This window comes from Paracoccus sp. SCSIO 75233 (assembly GCF_027912675.1).
GTDB lineage: Bacteria > Pseudomonadota > Alphaproteobacteria > Rhodobacterales > Rhodobacteraceae > Paracoccus.
Map to the genome: position 1 here is coordinate 79,309 of NZ_CP115757.1, position 26,691 is coordinate 105,999.

Here is a 26,691-nt window from a genome sequence, read left to right on the forward strand (position 1 = left end):
CTCAGCGGCGTTTCAGGAACTTCGCGGCAGAGTTGGCGAGCCCGCCCCAGGGCGGTCCCATCTTCTCGAACCCGTTGATGAAACCGACCTTGTGGACGGAACGCGCGTGGCTCAGCCGGCGGAACCCGTCAATGCCGTGATAGGCACCCATCCCGCTTGGGCCGACACCGCCAAAGGGCAGCGTGTCCTGACCGACATGCAGGATGGTTCCGTTGACCGTCACGCCGCCGGAGATTGCGCCATCCAGCACCTTCCGCTCCGTCGCCTTGTCGTTGGTGAACACATACAGCGCCAAAGGACGGTCACGGTCGCGGATATAGGCCAGCGCGTCGTCAAGCGTGTCATAAGGCTTCACCAGCAGAACCGGGCCGAAGATTTCCTCGTTCATCAGAACCCCGTCCTTCGGCGCGTCGATGATGACGGTCGGGCCGATCTTGCGGGCCTGCCCCATCCCGTCATCCTCATGCGTCAGGACGGTCGCCCCGGCGGCACGGGCCTCTTCGATGGCGTCGACAAGGCGCTGACGGTGACGTTCGGAGATCATGGAGGTGTAGTCGGGGTTCTGTGCCACGGTCGGGAAGGACTTCTTCGCCCGTGCAATGACGGCCTCAGCGAAATCCCGAACCCGCTCGCGCGGCACAAGCGCGTAATCCGGGGCGACGCAGATCTGGCCGGAGTTGGAGTATTTCCCGAATGCGACACTCTGCGCGGCTTTCTCCAGCGGATAATCCTCGGCCACCACGACCGGGGACTTGCCGCCCAGTTCCAGCGTGACCGGGGTCAGGTTCTTCGCGGCTGCCTCCATCACCTTACGGCCGACAATGGTCGATCCGGTGAAAACGAGGTGATCGAAAGGAAGCGCCCCGAAACGCTGCGCGACCTCCACGCCGCCGGTCACGACGGTCAGTTCGGCGTCATCGAAATATTTGGCGACAAGCGATCGCAGCAATTCCGAAAAACGCGGGGTGAATTCCGATGGCTTGATCATCGCCCGGTTGCCTGCGGCCAGCGCGTCGACCAGGGGGGTCAGCGCCGTCTGCATCGGGAAGTTCCACGGCGCGATAATGCCGATCACGCCAAGCGGTTCGTGCCGGATGCGGGCGGATGCGGGTTTGAACGCCATGTCGACCGGGCGGCGCTCATCGCGCATCCAGCGTTTGAGGTGCTTGCGGGTGTGGCGCAGCGCGTTCAGCACCGTCACGATCTCGAACAGCTCGGTTTCGTGGTTGGAGCGGTTGCCGAAATCGTCGTTGATCGCCTCGACGAAGGCCTTGTCATTCTCGGTCAGCATCTTGCGCAGCCGGTCCAGCCGGTCGCGGCGAAGCTCATAATCCGGGGCCGGTTCATCACGCGACGCGCGGTATTGCAAATCGAACAGCCGCTGGATTTCCTCAGCAGGCTGCGGGAATGGGGTAACAGCAGTGTTTTGCATGGCGGTATCCTCCCAGATACAAATTTCGTATTAATGGCAGAGTACCGGGCGCCTATATGGACCGCTTAACGCAGGGTCACAGTTTTTTATCTTCAAGCGACAGGGCTTGTGTCGTCCAATATCGCGGCGCAATCCGGCTAGCCCAGAAGCGTGTCGAGGAAAAATAAAACGCCCCCGATCACAGCCCCCAGAACCGCCCCGTTGATGCGGATGAATTGCAGGTCGGGGCCGATTTCCGTCTCGAAGCGTTCGTTCAGCTCTTCCGGTTCCCAGCCAGCGATCACATCGGTAACATAGGCGGCAATTTGCGGACGCATCTCTCCGATCACGCGGCTTGCCAGTTCCGCCAGCCTTTCATCAAACGCGGCCCTTGCCTCTGCCGTGCCGAGCATTTCGGAGGCCGCATGTTTGATCGCAGCCGTGAAGGCGTCGGTGACAGCTTCGGGGTCTTCCGCAAGTTTCCTGCGGATGCGGTCCTGCGCCTGCCGGCCCATAGACGACACCACATCATCCAGTTCGCCGGAACGGATCATATGCTGACGTGCTTCGGTGACGGCTTTGGTCAGCGCGCCTTTTTCGACCAGATCGTCGACCATCCGGTCACAGGCGCGCTCGAACGAGGCACGCAGGCGGGATTGCGGGTCGCGCAGATCGTCCAGCACGGACAGAATGCCCCGGACCGCCAGATCGGCAACCCGGCGATCCACGCGCGAGGATATCCACCAGCGGCTGTGGTCCTGAACCAGTTCATTGGCACCGATGCGCCCGCCTTCGACCGATTTCTCGACCTGCGCAAGCGCGTGATCGAGCACCCCGGTGCGAATGCCGATCTTGACCAGTTCCGACATCCTTGCGGCAATCGCCTCGTCAGAGCCGAAATCGGACGCGGCGCGGCGCAGCCACATCCGCCCGCGCGCCAGCAGCCGGGGCGGCGGATCGGTTCGGATCAGTTGCGACAGAAGCGCGGTCAGTTCCGCAGCGATCAGCCGGGCATTCGGCGTTTGCGAGATCCAGTCGCGCAGGAAGTTCGAGGGCTGAAGCGCGATCAGCCGTGTGTGCAGCTGTTCCGGTTGCAGGAAATGGCTTTCGAAGAACCTGCCGACATTCTGCGCCGCGCGTGTTTGGTTGCGCGGCAACAGCGCGGTATGCGGAATGGGCAGGCCAAGCGGGTGGCGAAACAGCGCCGTGACCGCGAACCAGTCTGCCAGCCCGCCGACCATCCCGGCCTCCGCCATCGAACGGATCAGCATGATCCAGCCCGGAGGATCGCCCACCAGATAGGTCACCGCGAACACGGCAGCCAAAGCGGCGAGCATGCCCGTCGCCAGCCTGCGTGTTCGTTTCAGCCTTTCCGCCGGATCAGGGACGGGATCGGCCGGACCCGACATCATGCGGCCTTTTGGGTTGTGATGTCGTCCAGAAACGCCTCAATCAGGCGTGCGGTCTCATTGGGATCGGTCAGGATAAACAGGTGGCCGCAATCCATGATCTCCAGCCGGGCATTCGGCAGGCGCGATACCAGCATCCGCCCGTTGACAGCGGGCACGATCGGATCATCCTCGCCCATCATGACCAGCACCGGCACTTCTATCCGGGGCAGCCACAGCCAGCTTGTCCAGCCCATGCCGGCCATAAGCTGATACAGGTAGCCACGCTGCGAATTCGGCTTCATGGCGGAGGCATGTTCGCGCAAAGCCCTGTCGTCGGCGCGCAGCTTGCCGCCGTAAAGCGACGGTCCGATCATCAGCATATAGTCGGGCAGTGTGTAGCGCTTCGGCGTTGCCAGCTTCATCAGCACACGGGGATCGCCCGGCACCATGACAAAACCGGCCGAGGTTGCGGCAAGGATCAGGCTGCGGGTGCGCTTGGGGAAATCATGCGCGAATTGCTGCGCCAGCCCACCACCCCATGAGACGCCGAAGACATCGACCTCCGCGATCCCGAGATTGTCCAGCAATCGCGCGGCAAGCCGTGTCACCCAGCTCATGCGATAAGGCAGCACCGGGGCGGGCGAGCCCCCGACGCCGGGGACGTCGAAGGTCAGGATGCGGGTGTCGCGAAACCGCTCGGCAAAGGGGATGGCCGTGTCCAGGCTGGCCCCGATGCCGTTGAAGACCAGCAGGATGCGCGAGGCGGTTTTCGGGCCAAGCAGCACATAGCGCAGTTCCTGGCCGGAAATCCTGATCGTCTTCGGTTGCGCGGCTTCTTCCGCGCGTGTTTCAGGCAGGTTGACTGACATAGTTTCCGGGAGCCTCACAGATTGGTTTGCGTTTGCGCGACCCCGGCTGTTTGCGTGCCGGAACCTTGTCGCCTGAATGTGCCTCCAGCCAGCTTTGCCATGTCGGCCACCAGCTTCCCTCATTGGTTTCGGCACCTGAGAGGAAGGCTTCGGCCGTATCATGCTCGCCGCTGTTGATCAGGAAGCGCGCCTTCTTGTTGCCGGGCGGGTTGATGAGCGACTGGATGTGACCGGCCTGACTGAGGATGAATTCGGATTTTCCGCCCAGCAGCTTGCGGGTCAGATAGCAGCCATCCCAGGGCGTGATATGATCGGTCTCGCCGCCGACGAGGAAAGCATCGCAGGTGACGTCCTTGAGGTCCAGCTCGTGACCATCGACAAAGACGCGACCCTCGCCGCCATCAGCCAGACCGCCCTTTTGCAGCAAGGTGAGCAGATCGTTATGCAGCGCGGCAGGCAGGTTGGTCGTATCGGCGTTCCAGTACAGAATATCGAACGCCGCAGGATCGTTACCCAGCAGGTAATTGTTCACCCAATAGGCCCAGATCAGATCATTGGGGCGCAGCCAGGCGAAAGCGCGTTCGAGATCCTTGCCGCCAAGCACGCCTTTGGATCGTGAAAACAGCTTCGCAAGCTCCAGCGTTTCGATATTGGCAAACAGCCCCATTGAGGTGTCCTTGCCGCCCTCGACGTCCAGAATTGCGACCAGCAGCGACAGGCTGGCGGCACGGTTATCGCCGCGCGCCCCCCAAAGCGCCAGAAGCAGGGCAGCGGTGATGCCGCCGGAACAGGCGCCGACGACATTCAGTTCCGGGCTGCCGGAAACCTCGCAGGCGACAGCGCTGGCGCGATCAAGCGCCTCGATATAGCTTGCGAGGCCCCAGGCCGCCTGCTCCGTCGTCGGGTTGCGCCAGCTGACGATAAAGACCTCATGACCCGCCTCGACCAGATATTCGACGATCGACCGGCCCGGAGCCAGATCCCAGACATAGTATTTGTTGATCTGGGGCGGGACGATGAACACCGGAACCTTGTGAACCTCGGGTGTGCGCGGCGCGTACTGGATCAGTTCCAGATGATCCTCGGCATAAATGACATGGCCCTTGGTCAGGGCAAGGTTCTCGCCGATACTGAATTTCGACTTGTCCACCATCGTCGGCAGACCGCCATTATTGACCATGTCCTCGATAAGCTGCCGTGCGCCCTTCCACAGATTCTTGCCGCCATTTTCAAGCGTGGCCTTCATCGCGGACGGGTTGCCAACCAGAAAATTGGTCGGCGAAAGCGCATCGACCGAAAGGCTGGTCAGCAGCCGGGCGCGCAGCTTGTCGCGATGCGGCAGGTCGAGGCTGTCGATCCAGTCATTGCTCGCCTTCGCCCATGACAGGTAGGATTGCATCAGCGCGCGATAGGCCGGGTTCGTGGCCCAGACCGGGTCGCTGAAGCGTCTGTCGCCTTTCTCCGGTGCGATCTCAGATGTCCCGGACAAGCTGGCGAGGATGCCCATGCTCGCATTCATGGACTGGGTCATGGCCTTGGTTGGCTGGGTCAGGGCCGCAAGGTAGAAATTGCGGAACGCATTCCCGAGGTCGACAGCAGTTTCGGCCCGCTGAGTAATCGCGTCACGCCCTTCACTGACCTTGCCAAGCGTCTTGCGGACCACCTTCTCGGCGGTGCCGGGTGTTTTCGGTTCAGATGTCATGGCAATATCCCCCCTCAGGCCTGCTCGCGAAGTTCGCGACGGAGGATCTTGCCGACATTGGATTTCGGCAGCGCGTCGAGGAAGATGACCTGACGGGGCACCTTGTAGCCCGCCAGCTCTGTCCGGCAATGGGCGATGACGTCCTTGTCGGTGACATCGGAGCCGGCCATCCTGACCGCGTAGATGCGAACCGCTTCGCCGCTTTTCTCATCCGGGACACCGATGCAGGCGCATTCGGCGATGCCTTCGCAGGCGGTCACGACTGCCTCCACCTCGTTCGGATAGACGTTGAAGCCGGAGACGAGGATCATGTCCTTCTTGCGGTCGACGATTTTCAGGAAGCCGCCCTCGATGAACATGCCGACATCGCCGGTGCGGAAATACCCGTCCGGCGTGAACGCCTTCAGGTTGGCATCGTCGTTGTTCCAGTAGCCGCGCATGATCTGCGGACCGGCGGCGCAGATTTCACCGGCTTCGCCCTCGGCGACTTCGTTTCCGTCATCATCGAGCAGCTTGATGTCCGTCGAAGGAACGGCCAGCCCGCAGGATTCGGTGAAATGGGTGACGTTCATCGGATTTAGGCACAGCACCGGCGAGGTTTCGGACAGGCCGTAGCCTTCCTTGATCTGATGCCCGGTCAGGGCGTGCCATTTCTCCGACGTTGCCTTGATCACAGCCGCGCCGCCGCCGATGGCAACCTTGTAGCCCGACAGGTCGATCTTGTCGAAATCGGGATGCATCATCAGCCCCTGGAACATCGTGTTGACGCCCGGAATGACCGAGAACTTCGAATCCTTGATCGCCCCGACGAAACTGTCCATGTCGCGCGGATTGGGGATCAGGATCTGCTTCGCGCCGGAAGACACGAAGGCGATCATCACCATCAGCCCGAAAATATGATAGAGCGGCAGAGCCAGCACCACGATCTCTGTCCCGACCTCATGCACCTCAGGCATGAAGGCTTTGAACTGCTCGCCATTGGCGACGATATTGCGATGCGTCAGAACCGCGCCCTTCGACAGGCCGGTCGTGCCGCCGGTATACTGGAAGAAGATAATATCTTCGCCGTTCAGCTCGACCGGCGTGAACTCCAGCCCGGCACCTTCCGTCAGTACATCGGCAAGCGCCACGGTGTCCGACAGACGTTCATCGACCGGGGGCGACTGGATCGGCAGGCCCGCACCGTCGCCAAGACCGATGGTGACGATATTCTTGATCGGTGTCTGGTCGAGCACTTCGGCCAGCACGGGTGTCGAGCCGCTATAGATCAGGATCGTTTCCGCGCCTGCATCGTTCAACTGATGCGATAGCTCACGCGGGGTATAAAGCGGATTGACGTTCACCTGCGCGGCCCCGGCCCGCATCACGCCCAGCATCACGATCGGAAAGGCGAAGATGTTCGGGCACATCACGGCGATCCGGTCGCCGCGCTTGACCCCGGTTTTCTGCAACCATGCCGCGACAGAGCGGGCGGCGCGGTCGATTTCGGCATAGGTCATGGTCTTGCCGAAGCACTCGAACGCCGGTTTGTCGGCAAAGGTTGCGACAGCTTCGTCAAAAACGGCGACTGCGGACGGATAGGCGTCTGCGTTGATTTCGTGCGGAATATCTTCGCTGTAAGTTGCAAGCCACGGTTTGGTCATTGGTGGGTCCTCCCTAAAATAAATGGAATGCACGCCGGTCCGCCCTCATCAGACCAGCGTGCAGGCAGAAATCAGGCTGCCTTGTTCAGCAGGCCGGAGATCGGTGCGATGACGTCCAGCGACTTGTCATGCGCCTGATCGATGAATTCCTTGGCGTGGGTCGCCGACATGTCGACGCGTCGTTGAGCATAGGCCGCCTGCATTTCCGCGACTTCACGGACGTTCTTGGCGCTCATGGTCTGGCGCAGATGCTCGCTTGCTTCGTTCAACGTCTCGCGCCCGAACTCGCCCAGCGTGCGGCCAAGCGCCATGATGCCTGCATAGTAAGCTTTGCCGCTGTCGGTCAGCGCGCTGCCCAGATTGCCTGCGATTTCGCGCGTGGCAGCCAGCGGCTGCTGAACTGCGTCGGCACCGGCCTGGATGGCGGATTTGGCGGCGGCGGGTTTCGTGGTTTTACTGGTCATAATGGGTCTCCTGTGAATGATGTGGACCCAGTATCGCAGTATCCTGCGCCACTTTCTTGCCACCTCGCGATATGATTTTAACTTCAGACGACAAAATCGTCGCAAAAGCAAATTCGGATATTTTCAAATGTATCCAGCAGCTTAAACGAATTCTTCGGAACCTTTCAATCCGCTTTGACACGAAAAATCGTGCTTCAAACGAAGGAGCCGGTAACGGGAAAGCGAAAGGGGCGGAGGAAACTTCCCCCGCCCCTTTGCTTCGGTTTGGTTGGTCGATCAGCTTCCGCTTTCTTCACCGCCGTGCCGTGCGACCGCGCTTTCGCGCTGCTGCGTGACTTCCTCGGCTGTGACCTCGGCGCCGTCATTCCCCCATGCGCCGCGGACGAAGCTTGCCAGTGCGGCGACCTCGCCATCCGACAGCCGGTCCGCGTAGCCCTGCATCACCAGTCGCATCGGTCGCCGGTCTGTAGAGTCGACAGCGGCCCCGTTCAGGATGATCGAGACCAGCGGCCCCGCCTCCGATCCCGTGACCAGATCGTTCCCGGCCAGCTCAGGGAAAATACCCGGAGCGCCCTTGCCGGTGACGAAGTGGCAGGCGGAGCAGTTGTCCAGATACAGCCGCGCGCCAATGGGCATGTCGGGCGAGGCAGATGCCAGCATTTCGGCAGTTTCCGCCCCGGCCTCGTCAGCTTCTTCGGGCGGGATCGCCTGTGCGCCTTCGGGCATCAGCGTTTCGGGCAGATCCACCTCGCCGCCATCCATCCCCTTCAGGAAGGCCGCGATTGCGATATTGTCCTCATCCGACAGATGCTGGAGCGAGTCGCGGATCACCAGCCCCATCTCGCCATTTGCCGTGGCATGCGCGTTCCGCCCGGTGGCGAGATATTGCGCCATTTGCTGCACGCTCCATTTCTGAGAGACCGAGCCTTCGCCACGCAGTGCCGGCGCATTCCAGCCGTTGATGACGCTGCCGGTCAGGAAGCTCTCGTCATCCGCCGAGATACCGTCCTGCGACATGATCCCCGTGCGCGGGCTGTGGCAGGAGGCGCAGTGGCCCGGCCCCTCGACCAGATACTGACCGCGATCCTGCGCCTCTGACAGGCCAGCGCCGACAAATCCCGGATCATGGCTGAGCGCGAGCCAATTCCACGCGCGGATGCCAAAGCGCATGTTGAACGGGAAGCTGAGCTGCGTTTCCGGCACCGCGTTGCTGACCGGCTCGACCTCGTTCATGAAGTAGCTGTAGAGCGCCCGGACATCTTCCTCGGTCAGCTTGCGGTAGTTCTCGTAAGGCATCGCCGGATAAAGATGCGTGCCGTCGGCGCGGATCCCGTCATAAAGAACAGCCCGGAACTGATCGAGCGTGTAGTCCCCGATGCCGGTTTCCGTGTCGGGCGTGATATTCGTCGACCAGATCGTGCCCAATGGGCTTTCGACGGGCCGTCCGCCAGCGAAGTCCTGCCCGTCCTCGGCGGTATGGCAGGCAAGGCAATCGGCGGCGTACATGGTGTATTCGCCCGCCCCTTCCTCGGGCTGCCAGTCTTCCGCGAGATCCGTCACCGGCGCGGTCTTGCGCACCGGGATGAGGGTGAAGGCCAGAAGGGCCGCGATGCCGATCAGAAGCAGAACGGCCAGAATGCGAAGCAGTTTGATCATGGCGTGCCCTCCTCAGACCAGCGGACGCGGGTTGGACAGGTATTGCGTGCGGATCGCCTCGGCAGTCCAGTAGGCCAGCCCGCCGACAAGCCCGGTCGGGTTGTACTGCGTGTTCTGCACGAAGTTGCCCGCCCCGGTGACGAAGACGTTATGCGCGTCCCATGTCTGGCAGTAGCGGTTGACGACGCCTTCCTGCGGGTTTTCCGACATGATGTAACCGCCGGTGTTGTGGGTGGTCTGGTAGGGTCGCACGTCATATTGCGCGCCCGGTCCCTTGAAGCCCACGCCCATCGAGTCGGGGTTCATCGACGCCGCCAGCGGTTCCATCTTCTCCTTCATGAACTGGTTCATGCGCAGATCGTTGTCATGCCAGTTGAAGGTCAGACGCATCAGCGGGCGCCCATGCCGGTCCTTATAGGTCGGGTCGAGATCGACATAGTTGTGGCGATAGGCCATGTGAGAGCCGTGAGAGCCCATGGACATGGAATGGCCGTACCATTCCTTGATCCCGGCCTTCCACCCCGCACCCCAGCCGGGCGTGCCGCCGGGCAGGCGCATGGATCGGATCGGCTGCCCGTTGAACGTCCCGGCCCGCCAATAGGCACCGCCGATAAAGCCCTCGGTCCCGAAGTCGATATTGTTCATCCCGAAATCGTCGAGCGCCATGCCGTTGGCACCATGCCCGACGAACGGATTGAAATGCTCGTCCTTGAAGAACAGCGAGATACCGCCATTCATCTGATAGGCGTAGCTCTTGCCGGTCACACCCTCGCCGGTGCTGGGGTTATACGGCTCCCCAATGCCGGAGAGCAGCAGCAGATGTGCGTTGTTCAACTGATACGACGCGAGGATGACGATATCGGCAGGCTGGAACACCTCTTCCTGCGCCTCCTCGTCGAAATAGGTGACGCCGCGCGCGGTCTTGCCGTCCTCCGCCATCTCGACCCGCAGCACCTCCGAATGGGTGCGGTAGGAGAAATTCGGTTGCCGTTTCAACGCGTCCAGAATGGCCGTCTGCGGGGATGATTTGGAGTATTGATAGCATCCGAACCGCTCGCAGAAGCCGCAGAAATTGCACGGCCCCATCTGCATCCCGTATTCATTGACATAGGCGGTCGAGGCGATCCCTGCCGGGGCTGGGAACGGGTGATAGCCCATGGCCGCCGCCGCCTCGCCGAATTTGGTGCCGTCCCATGTCGCCTGCATCGGCGGCATCGGGAAATCGCGCGACCGCCAGCCCTCGAACGGGTTGCCGCCGGCGACGGTCCGCCCGTTCAGATTGCCGGCCTGACCGGAGATCCCCGCGACATATTCGAAGCGATCGAAATGCGGCTCCAACTCGTCATAGGTGACGGGATAATCGCCCAGCAGCATGTCCTCCGGGATGATGTCCTCACCCCAGTTTTCCGTGACATAGCTGCGCAGCTTCAGCTCCACCTCCTGCGGGCGCCAGTTGAGCCCGTTCCAGTGGGTGCCAGCCCCGCCGACGCCATTGCCCGGCAGGAACGATCCCAGCTTGCGATAGGGCAGCGCGGTTTCATCCAGCGTACGGCGGATGGTCAGGGTCTGCTGGCTCGGCTGCTGCATCAGCTTCGTGCGCACACCGTAACGCAGCTCGTCGATCATGTTGGGATATTTGAAATCCGGCACGGTGTCCTGATCGGGTCCCCGCTCAAGCGCGACGATGTCAAGCCCCTCCTGCGCCAGTTCCATCCCGAGGATGGAGCCGGTCCAGCCGAGCCCGACGATGACGACGTCTTTCTTCTGTTCCTCACGCGCCATGCTTCACGCCCTTTCGCCAGAGATCGAGACGGGGCCGAGCGGATATGGCTCGTTATGCCGCCCTGCCCATTCGCGGAACGCGGCCCGTGCGCCCGGAAAGCCGATATAAACCCAGGACTGCATGCCGTAATTGCCGCCATAGATCGGGTCCGCGAAGTAACCTTCCTTGGTATTCGCCAGCAGAAGATTGAAGAAATCGCGGATCTCCGGCTGCAACGCCACCTCGCCCTCTTGCAGCGATACCAGTGCGGCGTCCTGCTGTTCCGGCGTCAGCGCGGCGAAATTCGCGCCATGCTGCTGCTCGCACCAGATATCGAAGGCCATGATCCCCTCGCGGTAAACCTGCGCAGGATCAAGCGGGGTCTGCCAGCCGAGCTGCGGGTCGGCGTCCGGGACATGTGGCCCGACCATGTACCAGTCATCGGCGGAGCCGTAGTCACCCGCAAGCTGACGGTCGATGAACACCGGCACCCGGCATTCCAAGGCACCCGGCCCATCCCCTTCCGACGGGATCAGCCGCGCGGTCGCGGCCATGATGAAGGCCCACTCCTCCGCGGTGAAATATTCCGGCTCGTATTCCTCCAGCGGGGGTGGCGGCTCGGCGGTCTGCGCCTGTGCGGACGCGGCGATGCCGGTCAGCGCAAACCCTGCGGCGGTTGCCTTCAGGAAGCTGCGGCGGCTGGGATATCCGGGAGGTTCATTCATCGTTACGGCTCCTGCCTGTTTGGGTGGGAAGCATCTCAGAATGTATTCAGCGTAACGACTGACGGGCGCGTGTCCAGCCGTGATTGGGTGCCGTGGCGGCGGTAATGGATGCAATCCGGCCTGATTGCCTATGACGAATTGCGCGCAACCCGATCTTCGCCTTGCAGAAAAAGGCCTTGCAAGGCGCGACGTTTGTCAAAGCAATCCTGCAGCGCCTTTTCAGGTGATGCTGTCGTGCCACGCGGATATATAAAAAAGGCCCGCCACACGGACGGGCCTTGCTATGATCTTGGGTGTCACGCCGCTGCCGACCGGTCCTCACGCAGGGTCCGGGCGGCGTCGACCAGATTGCGCAGCGACGCCTCCACCTCGTCCCAGCCTCGGGTTTTCAGCCCGCAATCCGGATTGACCCAGAGCCGTTCCGCCGGGATGACCGCAGCCGCCTTTTGCAGCAATCCGGTCATCTCCTGACCCGACGGGACGCGTGGCGCGTGAATATCCCATATCCCCGGCCCGATATCGTTCGGGTAATCGAAATCCGCGAAGACCCGCAGCAGCTCCATGTCCGAGCGCGATGTTTCGATGGAGATCACATCCGCATCCATCGCAGCAATCGACCCGATAATGTCGTTGAACTCCGAGTAGCACATATGGGTGTGAATCTGCGTCTCATCCCGGACCGGGCTGGCCGACAGGCGGAATGCATCGACGGCCCACGCCAGATAACCTTCCCACGCCGCGCGGCGCAGCGGCAAGCCTTCGCGCAGCGCCGGTTCGTCGATCTGGATCACACCAATCCCGGCGGCCTCCAGATCGGCGACCTCGTCGCGGATGGCAAGCGCGATCTGTTCGCAGGTGGTCCGGCGCGGCTGGTCGTCGCGAACGAAGGACCATTGCAGGATCGTCACCGGCCCGGTCAGCATCCCCTTCATCGGCCTGTCGGTCAGCGACTGCGCATAGGCCGACCACGCGACAGTCATCGCCTTCGGGCGCGAGACATCGCCGAAGATCACCGGCGGCTTGACGCAGCGCGTGCCGTAGCTTTGCACCCAGCCGAATTTGGTGAAGGCAAAACCGGCAAGCTGCTCGCCGAAATACTCGACCATATCGTTCCGCTCGAACTCGCCATGCACCAGAACATCCAGCCCGATTTCCTCCTGCCGCCGGATGCAGGCCTCGGTTTCCGCTTTCAGGAACACATCATAGGCGCTGTCCGAAATTGCCCTCTTCCGATGGTCGGCACGGGCGCGGCGCACCTGCTGGGTCTGCGGGAAGGAACCGATCGTCGTCGTCGGAAAGCGCGGCAGCTTCAGCCTGTCCTGCTGCTTCGCGATCCGGTCGGTGAATTGCGATCTCCGCTTGCGGTCGTCATCGGTCACGCCAGCGACACGCGCCTTCACCAACGGGTCATGGATGCGCGGAGAAACCGCGCGCGCCTCGCAAGCCGCGCGGTTCTGCGCGAGCGCATCCGCAACCGCGTCCTCGCCGTCGTTCAAGGCCCGGGTCAGCGTCGCCACCTCGGCCAGTTTCTGCGCGGCGAAGGCGAGCCATGAATTCAGCTCCTCATCCAGCCCGGTTTCCTGATCGAGATCGACCGGCACATGGAGCAGCGAACAGGACGGTGCGATCTGGACATGATCAGACCCCAAGCGCTGCACCGCCTTTCCTGCGACGGTCAGCGCCCGCGCCAGATCGGTTTTCCAGATATTCCGCCCGTCCACCAGACCGAGCGAAATCACCTTGCCGCCGGAATTCGCCAGAACCGTGGCCAACTGCTCCGGCGCGCGCACCAGATCGATATGCAGCCCCGCGACTGGCAAGCCCGTCGCAACCTCCAGATTGTCGCCAAGCCCGCCGAAATAGCTGGCCAGCATCAGCTTCGGCCCGGCATCCGCCAAGGCCGCATATGCGCGGCTGAATGCGTTTCGCTGCGCTTCGGTCAGGTCGCAAACCAGCACCGGCTCGTCAATCTGCACCCATGCCGCCCCGGCCTCGTGCAGCCGCGCCAGCAGATCGGCATAGACCGGCAGGACCGCATCCAGATGCTCCAGCGGCGAGAACCCGTCATCACGCGATTTGCCAAGCGACAGGAAACTGACCGGGCCAAGCAGAACCGGGCGGGTTTCGATGCCGAGCGCCTTGGCCTCCAGATACTCCTCGACAGGTTTCGCCGAGGACAGGCTGAAGCTCTGGTCGCGCGAAAACTCCGGCACGATGTAGTGATAATTCGTGTCGAACCATTTCGTCATCTCCATGGCCGGGGCGGCGTCGGTCCCCCGCGCCATCGCGAAATAGAGATCGAGCCCGTCGCCTGCATCCCGGAACCGCGCTGGCACCGCGCCCAGCAGGGCTGCCATATCCAGTACCTGATCGTAGAACGAAAAATCATTGGACGGGATCACCCCGATCCCCGCATCCGCCTGCGCCTGCCAATGTGCCGCCCGCAGACGCTTGCCCTCAGCCACAAGCGCCGCCGCGTCGGTTTCGCCCTTCCAGTAGGCTTCGACCGCCTTTTTCAACTCACGCCGCGCGCCGATGCGCGGAAAGCCCAGATTTGCCGATTGTGCCATGTCATGCTCCGAATGTGATTGCCGGGGCTTGACTAGCGGAGTAAATCAATGAACAAAAATGGTATGTTTTCATAAATCAATGAATATGGATCATGATTGATCGGCAACATTTGACCATTCTCCGCGAGGTCGACCGGCTCGGCTCCGTCACGGCGGCGGCGGACAAGCTGAACATCTCCCAATCCGCCGTCAGCCACATGATGCGCAAATTCGAGGCGCGGCACGGCGTCGCCGTGTGGGAGAAGGCGGGCAGGGGGCTGCGCCTTACCCAGGCCGGAACCTATCTGCTCGACCTCGCCGGGCGCGTCCTGCCGCAGCTCGAACATGCGGAGCGGGTGCTGGAGGATTTCGCCAGCGGGACACGCGGCAGCCTGCGCATCGGGATGGAATGTCACCCCTGCCAGCAATGGCTGAACCGGGTGATCGGCCCCTATCTGCGCGACTGGCCAGATGTTGATCTCGACATCAGATCGGCCTTCCGCTTCGGCGGTATCGCGGCGCTGCTCGGCCATGAAATCGACCTGCTGATCACGCCCGATCCGGTCGCGCTGAAACGCATCCGCTACCAGCCGGTGTTCGGCTATGAGATGGTGCTGGCTGTGCCGTCCGGCCACAAGCTCAACGGAAAGCGGGTCGCCGCCCCGCAGGATCTCAGCGACCAGACCCTGATCACCTATCCGGTCCCGGCCGAACGGCTGGACATCTTCACCAGGTTTCTGGTCCCCGCCGGTTGTCTGCCGCGCCGGCATCGGGTGGTCGAGACTACGGATGTCATGCTGCAAATGGTCGCCGCCGGGCGCGGCGTCAGCGCGATCCCGGACTGGCTGCTGCAGGAGGATAACGTCCCGCCCGGCCTGACCTCGCTGCGATTGGGGGAGGCGGGTATCCCCAAGCATATCCATCTGGGCTTTCGCGAGGATGACGCGGCCCCCGATTTCCTGCGTGGATTTATCGAAACCGCGGCTCAGACCTCCCCGGTCGAGTAGGGCGCAAACCCGCTGCGCGACGGTTCCGCCGCCACGCGCTGCCCGATCATCGGAAACGCCCGCTGCGCACAGGCAGGACGCTCGCACAGCTTGCAGCCCGGCCCGATCTGCGTGGCCTGCGCAGTGCCGCCCAGATCATGCCCCCGAGCATAGACCAGCCGTTCCGCATGGGCGATATCGCAGCCAAGGGCTATGGCGAAATGCTTGACCGGCGCGCCATAGCCGCCCTGACCGTGGCTGACCGTGCGCGCAACCCACAGATAGCGCCGTCCATCAGGCATCTGCGCGACCTGTGTCAGCACCTCGCCGGGCCGCGAGAATGCCTCGTATATCGTCCACAGCGGGCATGACCCGCCAAAGCGCGAGAAGTGAAAATCCGTCGCCGATTGCCGCTTCGAGATATTGCCCGCCCGGTCCACGCGGATGAAGAAGAACGGCACCCCTTGCGCACCGGGTCGTTGCAGGGTGGACAGCCGGTGGCATGTCGTCTCGAACCCCACACCGAAGCGCTGCGCCAGCAATTCGATATCATAGCGCTCCGCCTCCGCCGCCGCCAGAAACCGCCCGTAAGGCAGGATCAGCGCCCCGGCGTAGTAGTTCGCCAGCCCGATCCGCAGCAATGGCTGATCCTCCGCCGACAGACCGCTGCCTTCGCAGAGCCGGTCGATCGCTGCCGCCTCCTCCAGAAGTGCGAACTGGGTGGCAAGCTGAAACGCCCGCTGCGCCTCCGTCAGCCGTGCCGCGATGTGCAGCACCCCGGCCCCGGTATCCAGACGGCGCAGATCGCCGCCCTCGGTGCCGGTCGCAACGTGGATGCCGTGCCGGTCGGCCAGCAATCTTTCAACCCCCGCAGCCCGCGCCCGCGGATCAAGCCACTCTGCCATCCGCTCCGCCGCCCGGTCGAGCGTGGCGATGTGGTTGCGCCGGCCATAGAAGTAGTCCCGCACCGCCTCGAACGCGGTCGGTGCAGCAGCCGGGCCGGGCTGGCCGGAGACCTGCTCTGCCAGCAGATCGGCCCGCTCCGTCGCGGCGCGCAGCCGCCTGCGCATATCAAGGATCAGCTTGGCAAGGCCGGGGGTGTTGTCGGCCAGATCGTGCAGTTCCGCCTGACTGACCGGCCCGCCCTGATCGGCAAGCGCTGCCCGCAGCCGCGACGCCAGCCTGCCGTCGCCCGCATCGTGGAACACCTGCGCCTCCGGCCCGAACAGCGTGTCCAGCTTGTGCAGCACAGCCGAGGTGACCGGCCGCTGATTGCGCTCGATCTGGTTCAGATAACTAGGCGACAGGTTCAAAGCACGGGCCAGCGCGGCCTGCGTCATCGCATGATCCCCACGCAAGCGCCGCAACTGGCTGCCCATATAGGCGTTCCTCATCAGCTTCCTTCGCAAGATTCGCAATGTATCGTGGCAGGCTTCGCAACTCTGCACAAGATCAATGTTTACTGCGAATACTGGCTTATGGGAAGATTGGCCTGCAAATCTTGCGAAGGATCGCGATGGTGGACCCCGAGCCCGAGGTGACAGTGATGACAGAGCTGGTGCGGCCCACGCACAGCAACCATCACGGCACCTTGTTCGCGGGCGAAGCGTTGTCGATGATGGCCAGCGCGGCATTCACCGCCGCCAGCCGCCATGCCCGCGAAAAGGTTGTTCTCGCAGCGGTTCAGGACATGCGTTTTTATGAGCCGATCCCAGTGGGCAGCCTGTTTTCGGTAGAGGCGCGGGTGATCGATGCCGGTCGCAGCTCCATGATGGTCGACGTTACCGGGCGAAGGGAAAATCCCGAAACCGGAGACGCCGCCACGGTCGCGCAAGGTCAGTTTCAGATGGTCGCCGTCAATCAGGACGGCAGGCCGAAAAAATTCACGTCACGGGAGATAATCACATGAACCAACACGAAGTCCGCACCTATAAATCGGCCGAAGATCTGGCGCGCGAGGATCAACTGGCGTGGAAAATCGCCGAGGTGGCCGCCGATGACGTGGCCGTCGATGACGACGTGACCGACATGATCATCAACCGGATCATCGACAATGCCTCCGTCGCGGCGGCGTCTGTCGCCCGCCGTCCGGTTGCCTCGGCCCGCGCGCAGGCGATGGCGCATCCCTATCAGCCCGGTGCGACCGTGTTCGGCGTCGACAGCGGCACGACCATTTCGCCGGAATGGGCCGCCTATGCCAATGGTGTCGCGGTTCGGGAACTGGATTTCCATGACACCTATCTGGCGGCGGATTACTCTCACCCTGGCGACAATATCCCGCCGATCCTCGCCGTTGCTCAACACACCGGGAAGTCGGGTGCCGAGCTGATCCGGGGCCTTGCGACCGGCTATGAAATTCAGGTGGATCTGGTAACCGGCATCTGCCTGCACGAACACAAGATCGACCATATCGCCCATCTCGGCCCGTCAGCGGCGGCAGGGATCGGCACGCTTCTGGGGCTCGACACCGAGACCATCTATCAGGCCGTTCAGCAGGCCCTTCACGTCACCACCACCACCCGCCAGTCGCGGAAGGGCGAGATCTCCTCGTGGAAAGCCTATGCCCCCGCCTTTGCTGGCAAGATGGCGATCGAGGCTGTGGACCGCGTGATGCGCGGCGAGGGCGCGCCGTCGCCCGCATGGGAGGGCGAGGACGGCTTCATCGCCTATCTGCTGTCCGGTCCGGGCAAGATCTACAACGTCCCGCTGCCGGGCAAGGGGGAGGCCAAGCGCGCCATCCTCGACACCTACACCAAGGAGCATTCGGCGGAATACCAGAGCCAAGCCCTGATCGACCTCGCCCGCCGGATGGGGCCGAAGGTCGGCGATCTGTCCAAGGTCGACAACATCGTCATCCACACCAGCCACCACACCCATTATGTGATCGGCACCGGCGCGAACGACCCGCAGAAGATGGACCCGAAGGCCAGCCGCGAGACGCTGGATCACTCCATCATGTATATCTTCGCCGTGGCGCTTGAGGATGGCGGCTGGCATCACGAGAAATCCTACGCCCCGGAACGCGCGAACCGTCCGGAAACCGTCGAACTCTGGCACAAGATTTCCACGACCGAGGACAAGGAATGGACGCGCCGCTACCACTCCAAGGACCCGAAGGAGAAGGCGTTCGGCGGCCGCGTCGTCGTGACCCTGAAGGACGGCACGGTTATCGAGGATGAGCTTGCCCTTGCCGACGCCCATCCCGATGGCGCCCGCCCCTTCGTGCGCAAGAACTACAAGAACAAGTTCCTGACGCTCTCCGAAGGCATCCTGTCGGCTGCGGAACAGACCCGCTTCCTGCAAGCGGCAGAGGCGCTGCGTGACCTGAAGGCGGGCGATCTTGCGGCGCTCAACTTCGTCGTCGAACCCGGCAAGCTGGGCGATCCGCGCCCGACCGGCATCTTCGACTTCAAATCGTAATCGGGGAGGGGAGGACATAATGGCCAAGAAAGCGAAAAAATCCGTCGCCCTGTCGGGGGTGGAGGCCGGTAATTCCGCGCTCTGCACCGTCGGCGAACACGGCAACGACCTGCATTATCGCGGCTACGATATTCTCGATTTCGCCGAAACCGCGACGTTTGAGGAAATCGCCCATCTGCTGGTTCACGGCACCCTGCCGAACAAGGCCCAGCTTGCCGCCTATGAAGAAAAGCTCGCGCGTCTGCGCGGGCTGCCCGCCCCGGTGCTGCAAGTGCTGGAGCAGCTTCCTGCCGCCACCCATCCGATGGATGTCATGCGCACCGGCGTGTCCGCCCTAGGCTGCGTTCTGCCGGAGACGCATGACCACAACCCGGCTGGCGCGCGCGATGTGATCGACCGGCTGATGGCCTCGCTCGGCTCCATGCTGCTCTACTGGTATCACTACAGCCATAATGGCCGCCGCGTCGATGTCGAAGGGGATGAGCGCAGCATCGCGGAACATTTCCTGCGGCTGCTGCATGGCAAGACCCCGTCGGAGAGCCATATCCGGGCGATGCAGACCTCGCTGATCCTCTATGCGGAGCATGAGTTCAACGCCTCCACCTTCACCGGGCGGATGGTGGCCGGGACCGGGTCGGACATGTATTCCGCGATCACGGCGGCCATCGGCGCGCTGCGCGGCCCGAAACATGGCGGCGCGAATGAGGTCGCCTACGACATCCAGTCCCGCTACGCGACCCCTGACGAGGCGGCGGAAGACATCCGCGCCCGCGTTGCCGAAAAGCAGATCATCATCGGCTTTGGCCACCCGGTCTATACGGTCTCCGATCCCCGCAACGTGGTCATCAAGCGGGTTGCGAAACAGCTTTCGGATGAGGCCGGCGATACGCGGCTCTATGACGTGGCCGAACGGATCGAGACGGTCATGGATGAGGAACGCAAGATGTTCCCAAATCTCGACTGGTTCAGTGCCGTGTCCTATCACCTCATGGGTGTGCCGACGGCCATGTTCACGCCCCTTTTCGTGATCTCGCGGACCTCGGGCTGGGGCGCGCATGTGCTGGAGCAGCGCGAAGACGGCAAGATCATCCGGCCTTCCGCGCATTACACCGGGCCGGAGAACCGGGAATTCGTGCCGCTGGCGAAGCGCGGCTGAGGATCACAGGCTGATGGCAGATGCGCGACATGGGTCGTTCTGAACGGAAAGCGTCCGACCTGGTGGGCGCGCAACGCGCCCGCCTGGGGGAGGGCGGACGCGTGGCCGTCGCTGGCGCGACGGCTGTGCAATGCGGCTCTGATCTGTCCTCGGCAATTTCAATGTAAGGAAACATACATGCCATATCTCATCGGGGCCGAATATAACGACGTGCCCGCCGGTCAGCGCTTCCAGACGCTTCTGGACGCCCCCGGCATCCTGCGCCTGCCCGGCGCGCATAACGGTCAGTCCGCGCTTCAGGCCAAGGCTGCGGGGTTCGAGGCACTGTATCTGTCCGGCGCGGCGATGACCGCGTCGATGGGTCTGCCGGATCTCGGTATCATCACCGTGGACGAGGTCGCCTTCTTCATCCGCCAGATCGCGCGGGCCACCGGCCTTCCGCTGCTGGTCGATGGCGACACCGGCTATGGCGAGGCGCTGAACGTCATGCACATGGTCCGCACGTTTGAGGACGCGGGTGCCGGTGCCGTGCATCTTGAGGACCAGTTGCTGCCCAAGAAATGCGGCCATCTGAACGACAAGAAACTGGCCGCGGCTGCCGACATGGCCGCCAAGGTCGCCGCCGCCGCCAAGGCCCGCCGACATCTGCGCATCATTGCCCGTACCGATGCCGCCGCAAGCGAGGGGCTCGAAGGCGCGGTCGCGCGCGCGAAGCTTTATGTCGAGGCCGGGGCGGATGCGATCTTCCCCGAGGCGTTGACCTCGGTCGAGATGTTCAAGGAAGTCCGCGCCGCGCTGCCCGGCGTGAAGCTGCTGGCCAATATGACCGAATTCGGCCGCACCCCGGCGCTGACCGCGCAGGAGTTCCAGGATCTCGGCTACGATATGGTGATCTGGCCGGTCTCCTCGCTGCGGGTTGCGAACAAGGCGCAGGAGAAGCTTTATGCGGCAATCGCCCGCGACGGCGCGACGACCGCCATGCTGGACGAGATGCAGACGAGGCAGGAGCTTTACGACACGATCGGCCTGAACGCGTTTGAGGCGCTTGATGCCAGCATCGCCGCCTCGGTCGCCCCTGACTGGAAGGCATAGACCGCCCCTGTCTTTCGTCGCGAGAACTCAGACCGCCGGCTTGTCCGGCGGTTTTTTCGTCGGGACATTACAGATCGGGTGGCGGCAGCGCGTCATTAACGACATCCGGCCCGAATAGTGGCCCCCGGACAGGGGCGATCAATGCGGTTCGCTTCCCGCCAATCGCCGCCAGCGACCCCGGCATCCCCGTCACCCCGGTCCCGAGCGGCGCGCCGAGCAACATGCGTTTCTCCACAATCCGCACGCTGCGGGAGGGCGGGCCAAGCCGCGCCAGATCGGCGGGCGCTGCTGCGGCGAAGCGGTTATAGGTCTCCGCCGTGCCGCGCATCCCGCCGAAGCCGCCGCGCTGCAAGGACGCGCGCAACTCGTCGAACCGCGTCAGATACCGGGTCGCATATTTCGGCGTGCGGGAATGAAACATCCCCGCAGCAATCCGCCAGTCGCCGCTCTCCTGGTACAGATCGCTGATGAAGCGTGCCGCGTAGCGGGCATTGTTCAGCGGATCGAACATCTCCGCGACGGAGGCGAAATGCATCCCGTGCCAGCGGTAATTCAACTGGAAGCACCCGATATCGACATTCAGCCGCCCCTCTGTCACCCGCGCCTCGGCAAAGGCCATCGCCGCGCCGGGATCGTCGAACCAGCTTCCATTCCCTTCCGCATTGACGCTCCACGCCCAGGGCCGGACCACCCCGTCCCGCCGTCGCCCGGTCTCCGTCAGCGTCAGCGCGCCCAGAATATCCGCCGGCACCCCGGCCTCGGCCGCCGCTGTCTGCGACGCCCATTCGCACAACGCCGCCGCCTCATCCCCGGAGGCGGCAACCCGAACGGGCATCAGTACCAGACATAGCATCAACACGAATCGCATGACCGCAGGCTAGGCGGGAAACCCTTCCCGGCGCTTAACCGCCGCTATTCGCCCTCGAAGCTGAACAGCGCCACGCTCCGCTCCCACTCATTCACCGACAGGTTGCGGTTGATCGGGGCTTGCGCACGCGAGGCGCAGTTCTGCCGCTCGCACAGGAAGCAGTTCAGCCCGATATCGGTCGGCTGCACCTTCTCCTGATCGATGGAATCGGCATAGATCAGACGCGGCGCGAAAGCGACGTCGCAGCCCAGCCCGACCGCCAGACGCGGCGCCGGGGCCGAGGCGCTGCCCCCCGCCCGCGTCACCGTCCGCGCGATTGAGAAATAACGCGTCCCCTCCGGCATCCGGATCAACTGCGTCTGAATGCGCCCCGGCGTTTCGAACGCGGCATGAATATTCCATAACGGGCAGGTGCCGCCAAAGCGCGAGAACGGAAACCGCCCTGCACTGAACCGTTTCGAGACATTCCCGGCCCGGTCGATCCGCACGAAGAAAAACGGGATCCCCCGTGCCTCGGGCCGTTGCAGCGTCGTCATCCGGTGCGCGGTCTGTTCGAAGCTGGTGCCGAAGCGATGGCCGATCACCTCCAGATCGTAACGCTCCGATTCGCAGGCGGCGAGGAAGGGCTGGTACGGCATCAGCAAGGCGGCGGCGAAATAATTCGCCAGACTGACCCGCGCCAGACTGCGCGTCGCGTCGCCCTCCAGTTCCGCCTGCGACATGATTTCGTCGATCAGATCCTCATATTCCAGCCGCGCCAGAAGCACCGCGATCTGGAACCGCCGGCTCGCCGCGTCCAGCAATTCCGACAGCATCAGCTCCTTGCGATGCGGATCATAGCGGCGCAGCGATCCCCCCATGACCGAGGCGGGCAGCCGCCGCACCCGCACATTATGCGCGGCCAGCAGCCGGTGCAGCCCGGTCCCGGTCTCGTCCCGGTGAATGCGGTTCTTCTCCGCCACCTTCTCCGCCTCCCGGTCGAGCGCGTCCATATAGTTGCGGTTGTCGTAGAACCAATCCCGCACCAACTCGACAGGCTTGGCGATCTGGGCCAGCACCTCGACCTTGTTGCGGTCGGTCAGCGGATTGTCATCGGCCTGCCCGCGCATCATCGCATCGCTCAACCGCCCCTGCAGCCGCACAAGGGCGGAGGCGATGCGGGGCGAGGCCTGCAGCACCGCCTCCATCTCCGCCCGGCTGACCGCGTCCGTCTCCAGCGAGGGGTCTTTCAGCGCCGCCTCGAAATCCACGGCCAGTTGCGTGTCGGTGCCGGGCGCAAGCTCTGCCACATTGATGTCATAGACCTGCGCCAGCCGCATCAGCAGCTTGGCCGAGGCAGGGCGCTGATCCGACTCGATCAGCGTGATATAGCTCGCCGACACATCAAGCTGCTCCGCCATCTGCGCCTGCGTCAGACCCAGTGTCGTGCGCAACACCTTGAGCCGCTTGCCAATGATTAGCTTTTCGCCGCGCGCCATATTACATTCCTGACATTACAAACGTAACCGATCTTACAATTGTTACAGAATGACCTGATTCCCACAATAAGCTAATGCATAACAAGCATGACATTACTAGAGTAACAAATGCAAAGGCGGGAATCGCCCCGCAGAAACGAATAGAGATGCAGCGAGTGGACCGACACCCGCGACCTGCATGGCAAGAACAAAAGACGTCATGAAAGGAGAGACCATGGCAAACCGGAAAACCTACGCCGAACTCCGCGCGGAACTCGAAAAGCGCTACCCGAACGGCCAGACCGTCGGCGGCGTGAATATCGACGATATCGTCCAGCTCAAGCTGCAGAACAGCTATGACACCCATCTCGATATCGCCCGCGACATGGCAACCGTCATGCGCGCGGATATGGCGGCCTATGACGCCGATCCGACGCTCTCCACACAGTCGCTGGGTTGCTGGTCGGGCTTCCACGCCCAGCAGATGATCAAATCGGTCAAGCGCCTGCGGGGCACAACCAAGCGCGCTTATGTCTACCTGTCGGGCTGGATGGTCGCCGGTCTGCGCAACACCTGGGGCCACCTGCCGGACCAGTCGATGCACGAGAAAACCGCCGTCGCCGACCTGATCCGCGAGATCTATGTCTCGCTGCGTCAGGCTGATGAAGTCGCCATGAACGACCTGTTCAAGGAACTGAAATCCGCCGGCAATGACGAAGCCCGCAATGCCGTCATCGAGAAGATCGACAATTTCGAATCGCATGTCGTGCCGATCATTGCCGATATCGACGCCGGTTTCGGGAACGAGCATGCGACCTATCTGCTCGCCAAAGAGCTGATCCAGGCCGGTGCCTGCTGCCTGCAGATCGAAAACCAGGTCTCCGACGCCAAGCAGTGCGGCCACCAGGACGGCAAGGTCACCGTGCCGCGCGAGGACTTCATTGAGAAACTGCGTGCCTGCCGTCTGGCCTTTGAGGAACTCGGCGTTGACGATGGTGTCATCGTGGCCCGCACCGACAGCCTCGGCGCCGGTCTGACCCAGAAGGTGCCGGTGTCGCAGCAAGCGGGCGATCTGGCCTCCGAATATATCAAATGGCTCGACACCGATGCGATCACCGATGAAAACCCGGTCCGCGACGGCGAGCTGGCGATCATGCAGAACGGCGAATTCGTCAAGCCGAAGCGCCTGCCGAACGGTCTCTTCCCGTTCAAGAAAGGCTCCGGCCGGGCGCGCGTGGTCGAGGATTGCATCGCCAACCTGACGCAGGGCGGCGCGGACATGTTGTGGATCGAAACCGACACCCCGAACGTCGCCGAAATCGCCGGTATGGTGAACGAGGTGCGCGAGGCGGTTCCGAATGCCAAGCTGGTCTACAACAACTCGCCATCCTTCAACTGGACCCTGAACCTGCGCAAGCAGGTCCGCGAGGAATGGGTGAACGAAGGCAAGATCGCTGCCGGTGACTACCCGGATGGCAATGAGCTGATGAAGCCGGATTACGATGCGACCGAACTCGGTCAGGAAGCCGATGCACGTCTGCAGCGCTTCCAGCATGACATCTCGACTCAGGCCGGTGTGTTCCACAACCTGATCACCCTGCCGACCTTCCACCTGACCGCGAAATCGGTGGACGAGCTGTCGCGCGGCTACTTCGGCGACGACAAGATGCTGGCCTATGTCAAAACCGTTCAGCGCGAGGAAATCCGTCGCGGTATCAGCGCGGTCAAGCACCAGCACGAGGTCGGCTCCGATCTGGGCGACACGTTCAAGGAAATGGTCGGCGGCGACCGTGCGCTGAAAGCCGGCGGTTCCAAGAACACGATGAACCAGTTCGCAGCCGAATAAGGCTCTGTAAACTGCCGATCCCCGCCGCTAAGGTGGCGGGGATTCTCAACGGAGGACCGAGACATGAGTGCAGATACCGAATTCCAACGCGTCGACCTTCCCGAGGCTGACCGCGAAACCCGCGCCATTCACCGCGTGGCAGAGGCCGTCCATCGCGTGAACGAGGCGGTACAACGTGCCGTCAATGAAGGCGTCTCGGTAGAGCTGATCCGCGTCTCGCGCTTCCATAACGGCGCAGGCGCATGGGGCGACCAGATCGTGCCGACGATCCGCGGCACCGGCGACAAGGCCGAAGACGGCAAAGCCTGACCCTGAGCCTGAACATGAAACCGGAAAGGCGGGCCTTGAGCCCGCCTTTTCCATATCCCGACCCCAAATTTATATCCCCACCCCCGTAGGGTGCGCTTCAGCGCACCACCACCCCTCCCAACCAGTGCACCCCCTGTGTACACCCTGTGCACACCCCGTGTACGCAAATCACACCCCAAACCCCCAGCAATCCCGGCCCAATCCCCTTCGCCGGCGCCAATTGCACCAAACGCAACGCCCGCACCCGTTGCCCCACCCCGCAGGGCGCAAAAGAAAAACGCCCGCAGCCAAAACCACGAGCGTTTTCTTATAGAGATCCAAGCCTGACCGGCAGCGCGAAAGACCGCGCCGCAGCCGCTCAGAACATCAGCGGCGGATGCCCAGACGCTTGATGAGGTCGGTATAACGGCCCTCATCCTTGCCCTTCAGATAGTCCAGCAGCTTACGGCGCTGTGCGACCAGCTTCAGAAGGCCACGACGCGAGTGGTTGTCCTTCTTGTGGGTCTTGAAATGCTCCGTCAGCGTGGAAATCCGCGACGACAGAATCGCAACCTGAACCTCGGGCGAACCGGTGTCGCCTTCCTTGGTCGCAAATTCTTTCATCAGGCGATTCTTTTCTTCAACCGTAATCGACATCGGGGTCTCCTTTCGAAAACAAAGGGTTATGGCGCAGGCCGGGATGTCGTCCAGCACAGGCCCGTGGAGGATGTCCGCCGGGATCTCCCAACGGACGGGCGCGTATACGCAATTCTCCCGCAAAATGAAAGCCCTGTCGGATGAGGCAGCTCAATCCGCTCGTCCGGCTTCCCGCCACTCACCGGGCCGCAGATCGCCCAGAACCCAATCCCCGACCTGCCAGCGCACCAGCCGCAGCGTTGGCAGGCCGACGGCGGCTGTCATGCGCCGCACCTGCCGGTTGCGGCCCTCTCGGATGGTCAGGCGCAGCCAGTGATCCGGCACTGTCTTGCGGACCCGCACCGGCGGATCGCGCGGCCAGAGATCGGGGGCAGGGATCGCCTCGACTTTCGCGGGCAGGGTGGGGCCGTCTTTCAGTGTTACGCCCTGCCGGAGCGCCTTCATCGCCGCGTCATCCGGGCTGCCCTCGACCTGTACCAGATAGGTCTTTGCCATCTTGTGTTTCGGGTCGGAAATCCGCGCTTGCAGCTTGCCGTCGTCGGTCAGCAGCATCAGCCCCTCGCTGTCCATATCCAGCCGTCCGGCGGGGTAGGCGCCCTTCACATTGACATAGTCGGCCAGCGTCGGGCGTGGCGTGGCGGAGTTGTCGGTGAATTGCGGCAGCACGCCATAGGGTTTGTTCAGCAGGATCAGCATGGGGTGGTTGTGGCAAGGCTGGGGGGTGAGAGCAAGGGTGATGCGTGGTGGTG

General features: G+C 62.9%; 22 protein-coding genes. 7 read left to right on the forward strand and 15 right to left on the reverse strand.

Annotated elements, in window-relative coordinates; translation table 11 throughout:
- Position 1: 1 nt before the first annotated feature.
- From PAF12_RS00440 to metE, 10 genes are all read right to left on the reverse strand, one after another.
- Positions 2–1,432: a coniferyl aldehyde dehydrogenase gene (locus PAF12_RS00440; protein WP_271108059.1), complete on the reverse strand. Its 1,431-nt coding sequence runs from the start codon at positions 1,430–1,432 to the stop codon at positions 2–4.
- Between the two features lie 137 nt (positions 1,433–1,569).
- Complete coding sequence (locus tag PAF12_RS00445) at positions 1,570–2,820, reverse strand: DUF445 domain-containing protein (protein ID WP_271108060.1); 1,251 nt, start codon at positions 2,818–2,820, stop codon at positions 1,570–1,572.
- On the reverse strand, positions 2,820–3,671 hold the full coding sequence (gene phaZ, locus PAF12_RS00450) for a poly(3-hydroxyalkanoate) depolymerase (RefSeq protein WP_271108061.1): 852 nt from the start codon (positions 3,669–3,671) through the stop codon (positions 2,820–2,822). Before phaZ ends, PAF12_RS00445 begins: the two co-directional genes overlap by 1 nt.
- The gene (locus PAF12_RS00455) at positions 3,652–5,373 is read right to left on the reverse strand and encodes an alpha/beta hydrolase (RefSeq protein WP_271108062.1); all 1,722 of its coding nucleotides are present in this window, start codon (positions 5,371–5,373) and stop codon (positions 3,652–3,654) included. The genes phaZ and PAF12_RS00455 overlap by 20 nt, the downstream gene beginning before the upstream one ends.
- Before the next feature lie 14 nt (positions 5,374–5,387).
- Positions 5,388–7,016 carry an AMP-binding protein gene (locus tag PAF12_RS00460; protein ID WP_271108063.1) on the reverse strand — a complete coding sequence of 543 codons (1,629 nt, stop codon included), beginning with the start codon at positions 7,014–7,016 and terminating at the stop codon, positions 5,388–5,390.
- A gap of 71 nt (positions 7,017–7,087) precedes the next feature.
- Positions 7,088–7,480, reverse strand: a complete 393-nt coding sequence (locus PAF12_RS00465) for a phasin family protein (protein ID WP_271108064.1) — start codon at positions 7,478–7,480, stop codon at positions 7,088–7,090.
- A 276-nt stretch (positions 7,481–7,756) separates the two neighbouring features.
- Complete coding sequence (locus PAF12_RS00470) at positions 7,757–9,136, reverse strand: cytochrome c (protein ID WP_271108065.1); 1,380 nt, start codon at positions 9,134–9,136, stop codon at positions 7,757–7,759.
- A 12-nt stretch (positions 9,137–9,148) separates the two neighbouring features.
- Positions 9,149–10,918, reverse strand: coding sequence for a GMC family oxidoreductase (locus tag PAF12_RS00475; protein ID WP_271108066.1), 1,770 nt, complete (start codon positions 10,916–10,918; stop codon positions 9,149–9,151).
- Between the two features lie 3 nt (positions 10,919–10,921).
- Entirely contained in the window at positions 10,922–11,623 is a 702-nt protein-coding gene (locus PAF12_RS00480) for a gluconate 2-dehydrogenase subunit 3 family protein (protein WP_271108067.1), read from the reverse strand.
- A gap of 296 nt (positions 11,624–11,919) precedes the next feature.
- Positions 11,920–14,193 (reverse strand): 5-methyltetrahydropteroyltriglutamate--homocysteine S-methyltransferase, encoded by a 2,274-nt coding sequence (metE, locus tag PAF12_RS00485; protein ID WP_271108068.1) that lies wholly within the window; start codon positions 14,191–14,193, stop codon positions 11,920–11,922.
- A gap of 92 nt (positions 14,194–14,285) precedes the next feature.
- Here metE and PAF12_RS00490 point away from each other — a divergent pair, with 92 nt between their 5' ends.
- The gene (locus tag PAF12_RS00490; RefSeq protein ID WP_271108069.1) at positions 14,286–15,179 is read left to right on the forward strand and encodes a LysR family transcriptional regulator; all 894 of its coding nucleotides are present in this window, start codon (positions 14,286–14,288) and stop codon (positions 15,177–15,179) included.
- Here the strand turns inward: PAF12_RS00490 and PAF12_RS00495 are convergent.
- A complete protein-coding gene (locus tag PAF12_RS00495) occupies positions 15,158–16,552 on the reverse strand; it encodes a short-chain fatty acyl-CoA regulator family protein (protein WP_271108070.1) in 1,395 nt (464 codons plus the stop codon). The two genes, PAF12_RS00490 and PAF12_RS00495, sit on opposite strands and share 22 nt — an antisense overlap.
- 23 nt (positions 16,553–16,575) lie before the next feature.
- Between PAF12_RS00495 and PAF12_RS00500 the strand changes: the two genes are divergently transcribed.
- The 4 genes from PAF12_RS00500 to prpB all read left to right on the forward strand — a co-directional run bounded on the left by PAF12_RS00500 (position 16,576) and on the right by prpB (position 20,826).
- Positions 16,576–17,067, forward strand: a complete 492-nt coding sequence (locus PAF12_RS00500; RefSeq protein WP_271108071.1) for an acyl-CoA thioesterase — start codon at positions 16,576–16,578, stop codon at positions 17,065–17,067.
- Positions 17,064–18,578, forward strand: coding sequence for an MmgE/PrpD family protein (locus PAF12_RS00505; RefSeq protein WP_271108072.1), 1,515 nt, complete (start codon positions 17,064–17,066; stop codon positions 18,576–18,578). The genes PAF12_RS00500 and PAF12_RS00505 overlap by 4 nt, the downstream gene beginning before the upstream one ends.
- 19 nt (positions 18,579–18,597) lie before the next feature.
- Positions 18,598–19,734, forward strand: coding sequence for a 2-methylcitrate synthase (gene prpC, locus PAF12_RS00510; RefSeq protein WP_271108073.1), 1,137 nt, complete (start codon positions 18,598–18,600; stop codon positions 19,732–19,734).
- A gap of 177 nt (positions 19,735–19,911) precedes the next feature.
- Positions 19,912–20,826, forward strand: a complete 915-nt coding sequence (gene prpB, locus PAF12_RS00515; protein WP_271108074.1) for a methylisocitrate lyase — start codon at positions 19,912–19,914, stop codon at positions 20,824–20,826.
- A gap of 67 nt (positions 20,827–20,893) precedes the next feature.
- On the opposite strand, the gene PAF12_RS00520 is transcribed toward prpB, so the two are convergent.
- The gene (locus tag PAF12_RS00520) at positions 20,894–21,661 is read right to left on the reverse strand and encodes a hypothetical protein (protein WP_271108075.1); all 768 of its coding nucleotides are present in this window, start codon (positions 21,659–21,661) and stop codon (positions 20,894–20,896) included.
- A gap of 77 nt (positions 21,662–21,738) precedes the next feature.
- Complete coding sequence (locus tag PAF12_RS00525; protein WP_271108076.1) at positions 21,739–23,172, reverse strand: short-chain fatty acyl-CoA regulator family protein; 1,434 nt, start codon at positions 23,170–23,172, stop codon at positions 21,739–21,741.
- A gap of 214 nt (positions 23,173–23,386) precedes the next feature.
- Here PAF12_RS00525 and PAF12_RS00530 point away from each other — a divergent pair, with 214 nt between their 5' ends.
- Together PAF12_RS00530 and PAF12_RS00535 are read left to right on the forward strand one after the other, a co-directional pair.
- Positions 23,387–24,997 (forward strand): isocitrate lyase, encoded by a 1,611-nt coding sequence (locus PAF12_RS00530; RefSeq protein WP_271108077.1) that lies wholly within the window; start codon positions 23,387–23,389, stop codon positions 24,995–24,997.
- Positions 24,998–25,060: 63 nt separating this feature from the next.
- Entirely contained in the window at positions 25,061–25,306 is a 246-nt protein-coding gene (locus tag PAF12_RS00535; RefSeq protein WP_271108078.1) for a hypothetical protein, read from the forward strand.
- Positions 25,307–25,672: 366 nt separating this feature from the next.
- Here the strand turns inward: PAF12_RS00535 and rpsO are convergent, their stop codons facing one another.
- Together rpsO and PAF12_RS00545 are read right to left on the reverse strand one after the other, a co-directional pair.
- The gene (rpsO, locus tag PAF12_RS00540) at positions 25,673–25,942 is read right to left on the reverse strand and encodes a 30S ribosomal protein S15 (RefSeq protein ID WP_271108079.1); all 270 of its coding nucleotides are present in this window, start codon (positions 25,940–25,942) and stop codon (positions 25,673–25,675) included.
- Between the two features lie 150 nt (positions 25,943–26,092).
- The gene (locus PAF12_RS00545) at positions 26,093–26,638 is read right to left on the reverse strand and encodes a pseudouridine synthase (RefSeq protein WP_271108080.1); all 546 of its coding nucleotides are present in this window, start codon (positions 26,636–26,638) and stop codon (positions 26,093–26,095) included.
- Positions 26,639–26,691: the final 53 nt, after the last annotated feature.

Excerpts from the sequence above, each read along its gene's own strand:
- rpsO (WP_271108079.1), bottom strand. The coding sequence starts at position 25,942 with ATGTCGATTACGGTTGAAGAAAAGAATCGCCTGATGAAAGAATTTGCG.
- phaZ (WP_271108061.1), bottom strand. The coding sequence starts at position 3,671 with ATGTCAGTCAACCTGCCTGAAACACGCGCGGAAGAAGCCGCGCAACCG.
- PAF12_RS00475 (WP_271108066.1), bottom strand. The coding sequence starts at position 10,918 with ATGGCGCGTGAGGAACAGAAGAAAGACGTCGTCATCGTCGGGCTCGGC.
- PAF12_RS00440 (WP_271108059.1), bottom strand. The coding sequence starts at position 1,432 with ATGCAAAACACTGCTGTTACCCCATTCCCGCAGCCTGCTGAGGAAATC.
- PAF12_RS00465 (WP_271108064.1), bottom strand. The coding sequence starts at position 7,480 with ATGACCAGTAAAACCACGAAACCCGCCGCCGCCAAATCCGCCATCCAG.
- PAF12_RS00500 (WP_271108071.1), top strand. The coding sequence starts at position 16,576 with ATGTATCGTGGCAGGCTTCGCAACTCTGCACAAGATCAATGTTTACTG.
- PAF12_RS00490 (WP_271108069.1), top strand. The coding sequence starts at position 14,286 with ATGATTGATCGGCAACATTTGACCATTCTCCGCGAGGTCGACCGGCTC.
- prpC (WP_271108073.1), top strand. The coding sequence starts at position 18,598 with ATGGCCAAGAAAGCGAAAAAATCCGTCGCCCTGTCGGGGGTGGAGGCC.
- PAF12_RS00470 (WP_271108065.1), bottom strand. The coding sequence starts at position 9,136 with ATGATCAAACTGCTTCGCATTCTGGCCGTTCTGCTTCTGATCGGCATC.
- PAF12_RS00495 (WP_271108070.1), bottom strand. The coding sequence starts at position 16,552 with ATGAGGAACGCCTATATGGGCAGCCAGTTGCGGCGCTTGCGTGGGGAT.
- PAF12_RS00520 (WP_271108075.1), bottom strand. The coding sequence starts at position 21,661 with ATGCCCGTTCGGGTTGCCGCCTCCGGGGATGAGGCGGCGGCGTTGTGC.
- PAF12_RS00535 (WP_271108078.1), top strand. The coding sequence starts at position 25,061 with ATGAGTGCAGATACCGAATTCCAACGCGTCGACCTTCCCGAGGCTGAC.
- PAF12_RS00530 (WP_271108077.1), top strand. The coding sequence starts at position 23,387 with ATGGCAAACCGGAAAACCTACGCCGAACTCCGCGCGGAACTCGAAAAG.
- metE (WP_271108068.1), bottom strand. The coding sequence starts at position 14,193 with ATGGCACAATCGGCAAATCTGGGCTTTCCGCGCATCGGCGCGCGGCGT.
- PAF12_RS00480 (WP_271108067.1), bottom strand. The coding sequence starts at position 11,623 with ATGAATGAACCTCCCGGATATCCCAGCCGCCGCAGCTTCCTGAAGGCA.
- PAF12_RS00460 (WP_271108063.1), bottom strand. The coding sequence starts at position 7,016 with ATGACCAAACCGTGGCTTGCAACTTACAGCGAAGATATTCCGCACGAA.
- PAF12_RS00505 (WP_271108072.1), top strand. The coding sequence starts at position 17,064 with ATGAACCAACACGAAGTCCGCACCTATAAATCGGCCGAAGATCTGGCG.
- PAF12_RS00445 (WP_271108060.1), bottom strand. The coding sequence starts at position 2,820 with ATGTCGGGTCCGGCCGATCCCGTCCCTGATCCGGCGGAAAGGCTGAAA.
- PAF12_RS00545 (WP_271108080.1), bottom strand. The coding sequence starts at position 26,638 with ATGCTGATCCTGCTGAACAAACCCTATGGCGTGCTGCCGCAATTCACC.
- prpB (WP_271108074.1), top strand. The coding sequence starts at position 19,912 with ATGCCATATCTCATCGGGGCCGAATATAACGACGTGCCCGCCGGTCAG.
- PAF12_RS00455 (WP_271108062.1), bottom strand. The coding sequence starts at position 5,373 with ATGACATCTGAACCGAAAACACCCGGCACCGCCGAGAAGGTGGTCCGC.
- PAF12_RS00525 (WP_271108076.1), bottom strand. The coding sequence starts at position 23,172 with ATGGCGCGCGGCGAAAAGCTAATCATTGGCAAGCGGCTCAAGGTGTTG.